Origin of the sequence: Rhizobium sp. AG855, assembly GCF_003610655.1 — a bacterium.
Taxonomy (GTDB): Bacteria; Pseudomonadota; Alphaproteobacteria; order Rhizobiales; family Rhizobiaceae; genus Allorhizobium; species Allorhizobium wuzhouense.
Window position 1 is genome coordinate 179433 of the sequence record NZ_RAQG01000004.1, and the last position, 13924, is coordinate 193356.

Here is a 13924-nt window from a genome sequence, read left to right on the forward strand (position 1 = left end):
GCATTATGTCGCAGCCAGCCGAACAGACGAAGCCGATGCAGGACCTGATCGGGCGCCTCGACCTGGAAAAGCTTGAGGAAAACCTGTTTCGCGGCAGCAGCCCGCAAAATGGCTGGCAACGGGTTTTCGGTGGCCTCGTGATCGCTCAGGCTCTGATGGCGGCTCAGCGTACGGTCGATCTGGACCGGTTCGTCCACTCGCTGCATGCCTATTTCATGCGTCCCGGCGATCCTTCGATCCCGATCGTCTATCAGGTCGAGCGCATCAGAGACGGTGCTTCGTTCACCACGCGGCGTGTCGTCGCAATCCAGCACGGCAAGGCCATCTTTTCCATGTCGGCCTCCTTCCAGCTGGAAGAGCCAGGCTTCGACCATCAGATCGGCATGCCCGACGTGCCTCCTCCGGAGCAGCTGATGGGTGAGGCGGAGTTTCGCGCGGCATTCCTTGCCCAGGCGCCTGATACGGTCAAGAAATACTGGGGGCGTGAGCGTCCCATCGAGATTCGCCCGACGTCGCTCGTGCATTATCTGTCGAAGGAAAAGCTGGAGCCCGAGGCGCATATCTGGGTCCGTGCTTCGGGTATCGTGCCGGATGAGAGGCACTATCAGGCGGCGATTCTTGCCTATCTCTCGGATATGACGCTGCTCGACACCTCGCTTTACGCCCATGGTACGTCCATTTTCGATCCTGAACTCCAGGTCGCCAGTCTCGACCATGCCATGTGGTTTCACCGTCCCTGCCGTCTGGACGACTGGTTGCTCTACACCCAGGACAGCCCGAGCGCCGCGGGCGCCCGAGGAATGACGCGTGGGAGTATTTTTACCCGTGAAGGCCATCTCGTCGCCTCGGTTGCGCAAGAGGGCCTGATCCGCAAACGGGCAAATGACTAAACTGTCATCAAAATCGAAAAGCTGCATAATTTTTGTGCGCACATTGTGCGCTCATCTGCACGTTTATTAGTGCCGCTTTACGAAGCCTTTACTTTTCAATGGGTTGCCAGTCGTCATCAAACTGGCACGCCATTTGAATGTCCCTGCTCGGTCGCTAGCGAAACAGTTCCTGCCAGCGGCAAGGAGAGTCGGCTCCGAGCCGAGGACAAGCAAAGGATGGGAAACCAGATGAAGATTGTGATGGCTATCATCAAGCCGTTCAAACTGGACGAGGTGCGCGAAGCGCTGACGGCTGTGGGGATCCAGGGCCTGACCGTGACCGAGGTCAAGGGTTATGGGCGCCAGAAGGGACATACCGAGATCTACCGCGGCACCGAATACGCCGTGAGCTTTCTGCCGAAACTGAAGATCGAGATCGCTGTCTCCACCGAACTGGCGGACAAGGCTGTCGAAGCGATTGCTTCCTCCGCCAAGACCGGACAGATCGGCGACGGCAAGATCTTTGTCTACTCGATCGATCAGGCCGTGCGCATCCGCACCGGCGAAACCAATACCGAAGCTCTGTAAGAACGGCTGTTAGGGGAGTTGTTACTGATGTCATTTGCCAAGTTGAATTCCAATCTCGTGCGCCTTGGCGCCGCGTCGGCAGCCCTGCTGGCGCCGGCCATCGCCTTTGCGCAGGAAGCTGCACCGGCCGCCGCAGCTGCGGCAGCTGCTGCCCCTGTTCCGAACAAGGGCGACACCGCCTTCATGTTCCTGTGCACCATCCTGGTCCTGTTCATGCTGGTCCCGGGCCTGGCCCTTTTCTACGGCGGTCTCGTTCGCGCCAAGAACATGCTGTCCGTACTGATGCAGTGCACGGTCATCGGTTCGGCGATCATGCTTGTCTGGGTTGTTTACGGTTACTCGTTCGCCTTTGGCGGTTCGACGAACGCCTTTTTCGGCGGCTTCGGTAAGATGTTCCTCGCCGGCGTTACGCCGGACAGCACCGCGGCGACCTTCTCCGACGCCGTCATTCCGGAATACATCTTCATGCTCTTCCAGATGACCTTCGCCGCCATCACGCCGGCCCTGATCGTCGGTGCCTTTGCTGAACGCATCAAGTTCTCGGCTGCAGTTCTGTTCTGCCTTCTCTGGGTCACTTTCGTCTATTTCCCGATCGCCCATATGGTATGGGACGCCAATGGTCTGATCTTCGGCTGGGGCGCGCTCGACTTCGCAGGCGGTACCGTCGTTCACATCAATGCCGGTGTTGCCGGTCTGATCGGCGCGATCATGGTCGGCAAGCGTACCGGCTACGGCAAGGATATGATGGCTCCGCATTCAATGACGCTGACGCTCGTCGGTGCTGCAATGCTCTGGGTGGGTTGGTTCGGCTTCAACGCCGGCTCCAACCTCGAAGCTTCGGGCGGTGCGATGCTCGCCACCGTCAACACCTTCATCGCGACCGCTGCTGCCGTCGTCTCGTGGGTTCTGGTTGAAGCATTCACCCGCGGCAAGGCCTCGATGCTCGGCGCCGCTTCGGGCATGATCGCCGGCCTCGTTGCCATCACCCCGGCTGCCGGCATTGCCGGTCCGATGGGTGCCATCGTCATGGGCCTGATCGTGTCGCCGCTGTGTTACTTCTTTGTGGCTGTGGTGAAGAACAAGTTCGGTTACGACGACAGCGCCGACGTCTTCGGCGTACACGGCATCGGTGGCCTCTTTGGCGCTCTGGCAACCGGCATCTTCGCGTCGGCTTCGCTGGGGGGCATCGGCTATGCGGAAGGTGTGACCATGGCTGGTCAGTTCATTACCCAGCTGAAGGCCGTCATCGTTACCCTGCTATGGTGCGGCATCGGTTCGATCATCCTCTACAAGATCGTCGACGTCGTCGTCGGCCTGCGCGTCCCGGTCGAAGCAGAGCGCGAAGGTCTGGACCTCGCATCGCATGGCGAGGCTGCCTATCACAGCTGATCTGCGATCAATCGATCCTAAAAATGCGAGCGCCCGGGCTTCATGCCCGGGCGTTTTGCGTTTCAGCAACGCCGCATCGATTCCATGCATGGTTAATGCGCCATTAACCGACCGTACCTTAGGGTGAGGACTGGCCATGAGGGTGCTGCGCGCCTTGCAGCATCCCGGCACACACGCCAACAGGACGGACATCGAGACCCATGAGCAGAGGCCATACGACAGCGCTTCCGGATCATCCGACCCGATTTGCGTTCACCGCATTCCTGTTTCGACAGCTGTTCGCCTTGCTCGGCTTCGCTCTTTTCTTCGCACTCGTTCTGGCGGTCGCTGCATTGGCAACCTGGAACGTGTCTGATCCCAGCCTGTCCTATGCGACCGAAAATCCGCCGACCAATATGCTCGGCCTGTCCGGTGCCGTGTTTGCCGATCTGATGATGCAGTTCTTCGGGCTTGGCAGCCTGCTCGCCCTCCTGCCGGTGCTGGCCTGGTCGTTTGCGCTGATCGGTGGGCGGAGACTGCATCGTATCCCGGCGCGAATCGCTGCCTGGCTTGCGGGCGCTCTGGTGGCTGCGGCTGCCGTTGGCTGTTTTCCGCCGCCGACAACCTGGCCGTTGCCGAGCGGCACCGGCGGCGTTCTCGGCGACCTCATCCTGCGCTTTCCGGCACTCTTTATCGGCGCTTATCCAACCTCGACCTTTGCCATGGTGCTTGGCACCATCCTGGCGCTTCCGGCGGCCTGGCTTCTTCTGTTCGCTGCGGGGATATTTGGCAAAGCGCCAGAGGTTTCAGATCAGGATGTCGTGCCTGCAAAGATTTCGCCGAAGACCAAAGTTGAGCCCAACCCGCTGGATGAGGACGAGGAGGATGAAGACCAAGGTCCGCTGTCGCTCTATCTCGGTGCTTTTACTCACAACTGGTATCTGATGCGGGGCCGCATGCGTCGCCTCTTCGGCATCAAGTCTCCGGACCGCCATTCGCGCGAATTCGACCAACCGTATGATTTCAACGATGATGAATTTGGCACGCTGAATGAGCCGGTGCGTGCCAAGCCGCCGGTGTTGAACAACCGGGTCGAGCCGGTTCTCGACGGTGCACCTGCTCGTGCGACTGGTCGTTCTATTGTGTCTCCTCCGCCGATGTCGAGCAGCGCGTTCGATGATGACGAGGACGACTTCGATATCGATGATATGCCACGGCCGTCTGGCATTCTGCCGGACGACCGCGGACGTCCTGTGGCTCCGGCCCGTGGCGTTGCGGGATCGCCCCGCGTTGCGGCCCCTGCTGCTCGACCGAAGGCAGGCGCCCGTGTGGAACGCGATGCGCAGGGTTCTCTGTTGAAGCCAGACGGCTTTCAGCTTCCATCGGTTCATCTGCTGGCCGAGCCGCGCGCCGTCACACGTGACGCGACGCTCTCGGCCGAAGCGCTCGAACACAACGCCCGCCTGCTCGAGGGCGTGCTCGACGATTTCGGGGTCAAGGGCGAGATCATCCATGTCCGCCCCGGCCCCGTCGTCACGCTTTACGAACTGGAGCCTGCGCCGGGTATCAAATCGTCCCGCGTCATTGGCCTTGCCGATGACATTGCCCGCTCGATGAGCGCGATTGCGGCTCGCGTTGCCGTCGTTCCCGGTCGCAACGCAATCGGCATCGAATTGCCGAACCAGACCCGCGAAACCGTCTATCTGCGCGAACTGATCGCGTCGCGCGACTTCGATGGCAACAAGGCGAAGCTGGCCATGGCGCTCGGCAAGACGATCGGCGGCGAGCCGGTGGTCGCCGATCTCGCGAAAATGCCGCATCTTCTCGTCGCCGGTACGACCGGTTCCGGTAAGTCGGTGGCGATCAATACGATGATCCTGTCGCTTCTCTACAAGATGACGCCGGAACAGTGCCGCCTGATCATGATCGACCCGAAGATGCTCGAACTTTCGGTCTATGACGGCATCCCGCATCTCCTTTCTCCCGTTGTCACCGATCCGAAGAAGGCTGTGGTCGCGCTCAAATGGACCGTGCGCGAGATGGAAGAGCGCTACAAGAAGATGTCGAAGATCGGTGTGCGCAACATCGACGGCTTCAATGCCCGCGTCGCGCAGGCCCAGGAGAAGGGCGAGGTTCTGACCCGGACCGTCCAGACCGGCTTCGACCGTCAGACGGGCGAGGCAATTTACGAGACGGAAGAATTCGATCTTCAGCCGATCCCCTATATCGTCGTGATCATTGACGAGATGGCCGACCTGATGATGGTTGCGGGCAAGGATATCGAAGGTGCTGTGCAGCGGCTTGCCCAGATGGCGCGTGCCGCCGGCATCCACGTCATCATGGCGACCCAGCGTCCCTCCGTCGACGTCATCACCGGTACGATCAAGGCCAACTTCCCGACCCGCATTTCCTTCCAGGTGACGTCGAAGATCGACAGTCGGACGATCCTGGGCGAACAGGGCGCAGAGCAGCTGCTTGGCATGGGCGACATGCTCTACATGGCCGGTGGCGGTCGCATTCAGCGCGTCCATGGTCCGTTTGTCTCCGACCACGAGGTCGAGGAGATCGTCGCTTACCTCAAGACCCAAGGTTCGCCGCAGTATCTGGAAGCCATCACCATCGATGATGAAGATGACGAGGATGGCGGGGGTCCGGCCGGGACCGGCAATCTGGCGGATTCGGACGATCCCTACGATCAGGCCGTGGCGATCGTCCTGCGGGACGGCAAGGCTTCCACCTCCTATGTTCAGCGTCGTCTGGGCATTGGCTATAACCGCGCCGCTTCACTGATCGAGCGCATGGAGAAGGAGGGCATCATTGGCCCTGCCAACCATGCCGGAAAACGCGAAATCCTGGTTCCAACGGAAGAGTGATGTTCCGGATGATCGCTCTCAAATGGAACAACGAGCGGTCTGGACGAGTTGCCGCAGCGGCATAGGCGATCACGGCCATGAAGCCGCCGCCTTTTTCGGCAAGACCGAGAGCATATGAAGGAGTATCGCATGATTGACAAAACTGAACGCGATGCCGGGATGCCGGTGCTGGCCAACCGTCGCCAGTTCGTGCTTGGAACCGCCGCATTCATGGCATGCGCGGCCCTGCCGTTTCCCAGCTTTGCCGCAACCAATGCAGCCCAGCAGATTGCCGACCATTTCTCCAGCGTGAAGACCATGATGGGCGAGTTCGTGCAGTTCGGTCCGCGTGGTGAACAGACCGGCGGCAAGTTCTTCATTGAGCGGCCAGGCAAGCTTCGCTTCAACTACGAGAAGCCCTCGCCGATGCGAGTCATCTCGGATGGCAAGAACGTGGTCATCGGCAATACCAAGCTGAAGACCTGGGATCTCTATCCTCTGTCCAAGACACCGCTGAGTCTTCTTCTGGCCGACAGAATCGATCTCGGCAACAAGCTGGTTCGCGACGTCAAGGAAGAGGCCGACCTTACCACGATTGTGCTCGGTGACCGGACGATCTTTGGCGATTCGACGATCACGCTGATGTTCGATCCGAAGAATTTCGAACTCCGGCAGTGGACGATCACCGATGTGCAGAAGAAGGACACCTCGGTGATGATCTTCAATGTGCAGAACGGCGTGCAGCTCGATCCCTCCGTGTTCGAAATCCCTTACGCCGAAGTGCATGGGCAGAAGCGCGGCGGCTGAACGCTTTCGTGGCTTGCTGAATTGTGGAGAAGGCGGTGCGGGCAAGCCCTCGCACCGCCTTTTTCTGTTCAGGTCGGCGGTTTTGCCATAAGAGGCAAGAGTAACCGACGAAAACAGGCGCCCCATGACCCTTGCGATCACCACCTGGAACATCAATTCCGTGCGGCTGCGCCTGCCGATCGTCGAAGATTTCCTCCGCCAGGCGAACCCCGACATTCTGTGCCTGCAGGAGATCAAGTGCCAGAACGACCAGTTTCCGGTCGAGCAGATTGCGGCGCTGGGCTACTCCAACATCGTGATTCACGGTCAGAAGGGCTATCATGGGGTTGCCATCTGCTCGAAGCTGCCGCTGACGGAAGACCACCGGCAGGATTATTGCGGTGTCGGCGACAGCCGGCACATTTCCGCGATCTTTGAATGGGCGGGACGGCGGATCCGCCTTCATAATTTCTACGTGCCTGCGGGCGGCGACGAGCCGAACCGCGAGATCAATCCGAAATTCGGCCACAAGCTCGATTTTGTCGAGGAGATGAAGGCGCTGTCGGCTAATGCCGAGCCCGACACGGGCGCAATCCTGGTCGGCGACCTGAATATTGCTCCGCTCGAACACGATGTATGGTCTCACAAGCAGATGCTCAAGATCGTAAGCCACACGCCGGTGGAGACCGAAGGGCTGCTGGAGGTGATGCGGCAGGGTGCCTGGGTTGATCTGATGCGTCAGCATGTGCCGGCATCCGAAAAGCTCTACACGTGGTGGAGTTATCGCGCCAAGGATTGGGCTGCTGCCGATCGTGGCCGTCGCCTCGATCACATCTGGTCATCCGCTGATCTTTCGCCGCTTCTATCGCGGATCGATATCCTGAAGGAAGCGCGCGGCTGGACCCAGCCATCCGACCATGTTCCCGTAACGGCGTATTTCAAGGCTGCATAGTCGGCTATCTAGCTGAATTTTGGCGCCAGTGCCGCAGAGCCGTCCATCAGGTCTCCCAGCGACTTGCGGATCCGGGTTTCCACATGCCGTGCCATGCTAGGATATTCCTCCAGCAGGCGGTGGAAGAGCGAGCGCGTCACGCGGATGACATCGACATCTTTGGCCGCAACAGCCGTGAACTTGCGCTCAACCATGGTGACCAGTGCCAGTTCCGAGAGCATCACACCCGGTCCGACGCTCGCTTCGAGCTTCGGCTTGCCGTCGCGGCCGATGACAAAGAGATCGAGCTTGCCGCGCACCACGACATAGGCGCATTCGGCGGGGGATTTTTCACGGAAAAGAGCCTGTCCCGACGCGACCTGTCGATGTTCGGCGCCGAAGGCGATCAGGCGGATCTGGTCTGTATCGAGACCGGAAAACAGCGGCACCGCCGAGAGAAGCTCGATATCGTCGCTGAGAGCCATGCACGTCCCCTATTCGTCGCCCAGCCGGCGCCTAAGCCGTGCCTGACGTCAGTCCTAACGCAAAACGGGGACGGACACGACCCTCCGGTCAGTCTCATCCCCGTCTGTCATTGGGCGGTCCTGAACCTTCAGGGTACGATCTTGTAGCCGCCGTTTTCCGTTACCAGAATCTCGGCATTCGACGGATCGCGCTCGATCTTCTGGCGAAGCCGGTAGACATGGGTTTCCAGCGTGTGGGTCGTCACTCCGGAATTGTAGCCCCATACCTCTTCAAGCAGAACGTCGCGGGTCACGACCTTCTGGCCGGCGCGATAGAGGTAACGGATGATTGCGGACTCTTTCTCCGTCAGGCGAATTTTCTTGCCGTCTTCGGTCGTCAGCAACTTTTGGCTCGGCTTGAAAAGATAGGGTCCCACGCCGAAGGTTGCGTCCTCGCTTTGCTCGTATTGGCGAAGCTGGGCGCGGATGCGCGCAAGCAGAACGGCGAAGCGGAAGGGCTTGGTCACGTAGTCGTTGGCCCCGGCTTCGAGACCCAGAATGGTGTCTGAATCGGTGTCGTGACCGGTCAGCATGATCACTGGTGATTTGAAGCCGCCCTTGCGCAGCAGCTTCACTGCTTCCCGGCCGTCCATGTCCGGCAGGCCGACGTCCATGATCATGAGGTCAACCTGCGCGGTCTTGGCTGTCTGCATGGCGCGCGCCGCATTGCTTTCCTGAAGCAGCGAAAACTCGTCATAGAGCGAAAGCTGCTCGACCAGGATCTGCCTCAGATCATCGTCGTCATCCACCAGCAGAATGGTCCGCGTCGTCATTCGTCATCCTTCCAGAGTGGTCAATCGCGGGCGCTTGTTGCACCGTTGAAGGCCATGTAAGCCTAGGCCGCAGGCATTGAAGTGCTATGAATACAACATTCTTCACGAACAAGGCAAAATCTCGTGAGCAGCAGGCCGAAAGCCTCGATGAAACAAGGAAAAACCATCGCAAAATTGGTGGTGCGTGCCGCGCCGCTCGATGCCAGACGTGCGATCCTGCAGGCCGGGAGCCTCCGCATACCAGCTGCAATCGGTCGCAGCGGTCGCACGAGCCACAAGCGGGAAGGGGACGGGGCGACGCCAATTGCCACCATGCCGCTGCGCTTTGCCTATCATCGCGGAGACCGGATATCCTTCCTTCGCACCCCACTGCCGCTCTCGCGTGTTCGAGAGACAATGCTGTGGTGTGACGCGCCGGACCATCCGAGTTACAATCGACCGGTCAGTGCTCCATTCCAGGCAAGCCACGAAAAGCTCGCTCGCGATGACCGGCTCTACGATGTCTGTGTGGTGATGGACTGGAACATGCGGACCAGAAAACGGGGCTGCGGTTCGGCAATCTTCTTTCATATCGCCCGCCCCGACTATGCGCCGACCGAAGGCTGCGTCGCGATCAGCTCCCGTGACATGCAACGCCTTCTGCCGCATCTGGGTCCAAATACGCGGCTTCAGGTTCTCTGATGCTCCCCGCGTAAAATCACGCGCCGCAGTCTTTCAATGCTGGTGAAGCTCCCTACCTTAAGCACGCGTGTCCAGGCCTCATGCCTGCAGAGCCCGTCCGTCACCTGCGGACCAGCGTTCCCCCGCCTTCGATTTCGTTTTGGAGATTCCCATCATGACCGAACAATCATTTATTTCCCTCAATGACGGCAACACGATCCCCCAGGTCGGCCTTGGGGTCTGGCAGACGCCGAACGATGAAGCAGCACCGGCCGTCAAGGCTGCGCTCGACGCGGGGTACCGGCATGTCGATACAGCTGCGGTCTACGAGAACGAAGAGGGCGTTGGCGACGGCATCCGGCGTTCTGGACTCGACCGGAAGGACGTCTTTCTCACGACCAAGCTCTGGAACAACGATCAGGGCTACGAGCAAACCCTCAAGGCCTTTGATGCGAGCCTGAAGCGGCTCGGGACCGACTATGTGGATCTCTACCTCATTCACTGGCCCTCAGCGCATCGGGGCCTGTTTGTCGACACCTGGAAGGCCTTCGTGAAACTCCGGGAGGAGGGACGGGCAAAGTCAATCGGTGTGTCGAACTTCTATCCGGAGCATATCGAGCGGATCGTTGCCGAGACGGGCGTGGTGCCGGTGCTCAACCAGATCGAGCTGCACCCCGATTTCCAGCAGCGCGAGGCTCGAGCCTTCCACGAAAAGCACAAGATCGCGACGCAGTCCTGGAGCCCTCTTGGCCAAGGCAAGCTGTTGGATCATCCGGAGATCGGGAAAATTGCCGAGCGCCTCGGGCGCACACCGGCGCAGGTTGTCATCCGCTGGCACATCGACAACGGTCTGATCGTCATTCCGAAGTCGGTGACGCCATCGCGCATCATCGAGAATTTCAAGGTCTTCGATTTCAAGCTTTCCGCCGAGGATTTGCAGGTGTTCGGTCGGCTGGATCATGCCGGAGCCCGCATCGGGCCAGATCCCAAGACCGCCACCTTCTGAGTTCGAACCAAGTTCAAATGGAGGCTGCGTCGCAATCTACGGCGCAGCCTCATTTTTTCTACTCTTTAACGGCAGCATCCCAATGTTCGTCGGCTTTGCCGTCGACGATCCGCCAGGTGTCATACCAGGTGGTTGTGTAAGTCTTGGTCGGATCCTGCGGATCCTTTTCCTCCCGGACGGTCGCGACGGTGACGAGATCACCCTCAGCGGTTACGAAGACGACAGGAGTCGTCAGCTTGTCCGGGATCGGCTTCTTTTCGACCTTCACCACGTTTGTAAAGAAGTTCACCACCGTGTCGCGCCCCGAGGGGACCGTGGGATTGTGTTGCAGGTAGCGTTCGCTCAGGAATTGGTCGGCCTTGTCCCAATGGCCCGCTTCCAGCAGGTCGCGCATGATGTGGTAGACCACCTGCTTGTTGGCATTCAATGCCGGGTTTGGGCTGGTGAAAAGAGCCTCCTTGTCGGCGGCGGCGACGACAGCCTCCTGCGCCTGGGCTGCGGGTGAGGCCGCAAGCGGCGCAAGGAGGCTGAGCGACATCAGGACATATGCGGTTCTTCCAATCATGGGATCATCCTTCAGAGGGTTGGAGAGTACACATATGTTCCACGCGCCTCCGGTCAAAGGAGGCAGATTTTTCTGTGCTGGTCTGGAATACAGAACTACGCTTCGTTTCGCTTCTGTTAAAGTGTCAAGGTGATGGGCGGAACGGAACCGCTCCGGCTGGTCCCTTGCCAGCAGGGAACAAGATGTGACACTCTGCACCCTTACAATTTCGGAGGTTTCCATGCTGTTTCGCCGCGCTGTGCTTGCCGGTCTGTCCACTCTCGCGCTTCTGCCCTTCACCGCCCACGCCGACGCTTTGCCGGATCTCGGCGGTAAATCCGTCGTCGTCGTGACGGAGAACGCGTATCCGCCGCTGCAATTCGTCGACCCGAAGACGGGCCAGCAGATCGGCTGGGAATATGATGCGATGAACGAGATCGCCAAGCGGCTGAACTTCAAGGTGGAGTACCAGAACACCTCATGGGATGCGATGATTCAGGCGGTGTCGGACAACCAGTACAATATCGGCATGACCGGCATCACCATCAAGGATGATCGCAAGGAAAAGGTCGATTTCTCCGATCCGTACATGCGTTCGCAGCAGCTGATGCTGGTTCGCGGGGACGAAACCCGCTTCACCGATGCCAAGAGCTTCGCGGCACTCGAAAGCGGCCTCGTCGGCGCACAGCCGGGCACGAGCCCGTTCTATACGGCTGTTTACGAGGTTCTGGACGGCAATGAGCAGAACCCGCGCATCAAGCTGTTCGAGACCTTCGGTGCAACGGTGCAGGCTCTGAAAGCTGGTGATGTTGATCTCGTCCTGACCGACAGCACGGCCGGAAACGGCTATGTCGCGGCCTCCAACGGTGCCCTGAAGATCGTGGGCGAGCCGCTCGGCACGGAAGATTTCGGCTTCATCTTCCCGAAGGGCTCCGATCTGGTGGCGCCGGTCAATGCGGCAATCGCGGCCCTCAAGGCTGACGGCACGCTGGATGCCCTGAACAAGAAGTGGTTCCTCGACTATAAGATGGGCGAATGAGCCCCTTGGCCGCCCCTGTCACGAAGGTCAGCGGCTGATGGCGTTCCAAACTTTGCCCCAGGGTGATCCGAAGGGCGACCGGCCGTGGTGGCTGGTCGCCTTCGTCGTGTTGGCCGTTGCGCTGGGTTTGGTCATTTTCGCCAGTGATCTCTACGCTCAGGTTTTCAATACGGTTGTAAAGGGGCTTGGCGTCACGGTTTTCGTGACGCTGGTCGGATTTCTGCTGGCTGCGGCCTTGGGTCTTCTTGTCGCCCTTCTCGGCATGTCCGACAGTCAGATCCTGCGCCAGATGGCCCGCTTCTATGTCGAAGTGGTGCGCGGCATTCCGATCCTGGTTCTGTTGTTCTATGTCGCCTTTGTCGGTGCGCCAGCCTTCGTTGCGGCATTCAATCTGCTTGTCAGTCCGCTGATCAATGCGGGCTTGATCGAGCCCATGGTCGTTCGCGATTTTTCCCTGATGTGGCGCGCCATCATTGCCTTGATGATCGGCTATTCTGCCTTCATCGCGGAGATCTTCAGGGCCGGTATCCAGTCGATCGACAAGGGGCAGATCGAGGCCGCCAAGGCCCTGGGCTTGAGCCGCAGCCAGCGTTTTCGGCTGGTTGTCTTCCCTCAGGCGATCCGGGTAATCTTCCCGCCGCTCTCGAATGATTTCGTCGCGATGGTCAAGGATTCCTCTCTCGTCTCAGTGCTCGGCGTGGCCGACATTACCCAGATGGGAAAGGTCTACGCCTCGGGCTCCTTCCGCTTCTTCGAAACCTATTCGATCGTCGCCTATGTCTATCTGGTGCTGACGATCGGGTTGTCGATTGTGCTGCGCGACTTCGAGAAGCGGATGCGCAACCGCGCGAAGCACTGAGCCGGATCCTCAATAGAGGTCCGGCACGTACATTTCTGGCGGCACCGGATGGCGGATGTAATCGGCGTTGCGGACACGGGCCGGCAACTCGATTTCCTGCTTTGGTACGGTTTCATACGGGATCTGCGACAGGAGATGGGCAATCATGTTGAGCCTTGCCTTCTTCTTGTCGACGGCCTGCACGACCCACCACGGCGCCTCGGGAATATGGGTGCGTTCCAGCATGTCTTCCTTCGCCCGGGTATAGGCTTCCCAGTGGACGCGGCTCTGCAGGTCCATCGGTGAGAGCTTCCACTGCTTCAGAGGGTCATTGATCCGCATGCGGAAACGAAATTCCTGTTCCTCGTCCGTGATCGAGAACCAGTATTTGAGCAGGATGATCCCCGACCGCACCAGCATACGTTCGAACTCGGGAACCGAGCGGAAAAATTCCTCTAGTTCGTCCTGGGTGCAAAAGCCCATGACCCGTTCGACGCCTGACCTGTTGTACCAGGAGCGATCGAAAAGAACCATTTCGCCGGCGCTCGGCAGGTTCTGCACATAGCGCTGGAAATACCACTGGGTGCGTTCCCGCTCCGTCGGCGCTGGCAGGGCCACAACGCGGCAGACGCGGGGATTGAGGCGCTGCGTGACACGCTTGATTGCGCCGCCCTTGCCGGCCGAATCGCGGCCTTCGAACAGCACGACCACCTTGAGCTTCTTGTACTGAACCCAGTCCTGCAGGCGCACCAGTTCGTGTTGCAGCTTGAACAGGTCGCGGAAATAAAGCCTGCGGTCGATTGTTGGCTCCGACATCCCCTCGCTGATGAAATCTTCGATGCGCTCCTCTTCCATCTGGAGCTCCAGCTCCTCGTCGAAGCTGTCGACAATCTCGTTCTTGATGCGGTTCAGGTCGTCCTGGGTCGATGCGGACATCGAGTGATCCTCCGTGTGGTGGTCCACATCAACCATGCTTCGACAAAGCCCGTATGACAGACATGTCACAGAAAGAGGGGGCGTGAAATTTGAGAGGGCTGCGGCGCAGTCTGCCGTCATGGCGAGATTGCCGTTTCGCCTTAAAACTGCTATGGCACGCCTCATGGGATCGAAATTCGGATGCCTCGGAAACCAGTTCATCGTGCTGCA

Annotated in this window: 14 protein-coding genes; 10 read left to right on the top strand and 4 right to left on the bottom strand. The window is 59.5% G+C overall.

The annotated features are described in order from the left end of the window. The first annotated feature begins 5 nt into the window (after nt 1–5). The 6 genes from tesB to DFO46_RS17730 all read left to right on the top strand — a co-directional run bounded on the left by tesB (nt 6) and on the right by DFO46_RS17730 (nt 7415). On the top strand, nt 6–890 hold the full coding sequence (gene tesB, locus DFO46_RS17705) for an acyl-CoA thioesterase II (RefSeq protein WP_120278407.1): 885 nt from the start codon (nt 6–8) through the stop codon (nt 888–890). A gap of 216 nt (nt 891–1106) precedes the next feature. Further along, the gene (locus tag DFO46_RS17710) at nt 1107–1457 is read left to right on the top strand and encodes a P-II family nitrogen regulator (protein ID WP_162750542.1); all 351 of its coding nucleotides are present in this window, start codon (nt 1107–1109) and stop codon (nt 1455–1457) included. A gap of 27 nt (nt 1458–1484) precedes the next feature. Next, entirely contained in the window at nt 1485–2846 is a 1362-nt protein-coding gene (locus DFO46_RS17715) for an ammonium transporter (RefSeq protein WP_110791301.1), read from the top strand. Between the two features lie 200 nt (nt 2847–3046). Next, the gene (locus tag DFO46_RS17720; RefSeq protein ID WP_120278408.1) at nt 3047–5698 is read left to right on the top strand and encodes a DNA translocase FtsK; all 2652 of its coding nucleotides are present in this window, start codon (nt 3047–3049) and stop codon (nt 5696–5698) included. Between the two features lie 114 nt (nt 5699–5812). After that, complete coding sequence (locus DFO46_RS17725) at nt 5813–6484, top strand: outer membrane lipoprotein carrier protein LolA (protein WP_165826201.1); 672 nt, start codon at nt 5813–5815, stop codon at nt 6482–6484. A gap of 124 nt (nt 6485–6608) precedes the next feature. After that, complete coding sequence (locus DFO46_RS17730; RefSeq protein ID WP_120278409.1) at nt 6609–7415, top strand: exodeoxyribonuclease III; 807 nt, start codon at nt 6609–6611, stop codon at nt 7413–7415. 8 nt (nt 7416–7423) lie between these two features. Here DFO46_RS17730 and DFO46_RS17735 read toward each other — a convergent pair whose 3' ends face one another. Then, nucleotides 7424–7879 carry a cyclic nucleotide-binding domain-containing protein gene (locus tag DFO46_RS17735; protein WP_120278410.1) on the bottom strand — a complete coding sequence of 152 codons (456 nt, stop codon included), beginning with the start codon at nt 7877–7879 and terminating at the stop codon, nt 7424–7426. A 128-nt stretch (nt 7880–8007) separates the two neighbouring features. Further along, nucleotides 8008–8691 carry a response regulator transcription factor gene (locus DFO46_RS17740; protein WP_110791297.1) on the bottom strand — a complete coding sequence of 228 codons (684 nt, stop codon included), beginning with the start codon at nt 8689–8691 and terminating at the stop codon, nt 8008–8010. A 147-nt stretch (nt 8692–8838) separates the two neighbouring features. Here DFO46_RS17740 and DFO46_RS17745 point away from each other — a divergent pair, with 147 nt between their 5' ends. Beyond that, the gene (locus DFO46_RS17745) at nt 8839–9372 is read left to right on the top strand and encodes a L,D-transpeptidase family protein (protein ID WP_110791296.1); all 534 of its coding nucleotides are present in this window, start codon (nt 8839–8841) and stop codon (nt 9370–9372) included. Nucleotides 9373–9526: 154 nt separating this feature from the next. After that, nucleotides 9527–10357, top strand: a complete 831-nt coding sequence (locus DFO46_RS17750) for an aldo/keto reductase (protein ID WP_120278411.1) — start codon at nt 9527–9529, stop codon at nt 10355–10357. Nucleotides 10358–10415: 58 nt separating this feature from the next. Here DFO46_RS17750 and DFO46_RS17755 read toward each other — a convergent pair whose 3' ends face one another. Next, entirely contained in the window at nt 10416–10922 is a 507-nt protein-coding gene (locus DFO46_RS17755) for a nuclear transport factor 2 family protein (RefSeq protein WP_120278412.1), read from the bottom strand. A 220-nt stretch (nt 10923–11142) separates the two neighbouring features. Between DFO46_RS17755 and DFO46_RS17760 the strand changes: the two genes are divergently transcribed. Together DFO46_RS17760 and DFO46_RS17765 are read left to right on the top strand one after the other, a co-directional pair. Continuing rightward, nucleotides 11143–11940, top strand: a complete 798-nt coding sequence (locus tag DFO46_RS17760; protein ID WP_120278413.1) for a basic amino acid ABC transporter substrate-binding protein — start codon at nt 11143–11145, stop codon at nt 11938–11940. Between the two features lie 37 nt (nt 11941–11977). Beyond that, on the top strand, nt 11978–12799 hold the full coding sequence (locus tag DFO46_RS17765; RefSeq protein WP_120278414.1) for an amino acid ABC transporter permease: 822 nt from the start codon (nt 11978–11980) through the stop codon (nt 12797–12799). 9 nt (nt 12800–12808) lie between these two features. Here DFO46_RS17765 and ppk2 read toward each other — a convergent pair whose 3' ends face one another. After that, entirely contained in the window at nt 12809–13714 is a 906-nt protein-coding gene (gene ppk2 / locus DFO46_RS17770; protein ID WP_120278415.1) for a polyphosphate kinase 2, read from the bottom strand. Between the last annotated feature and the right edge of the window lie 210 nt (nt 13715–13924).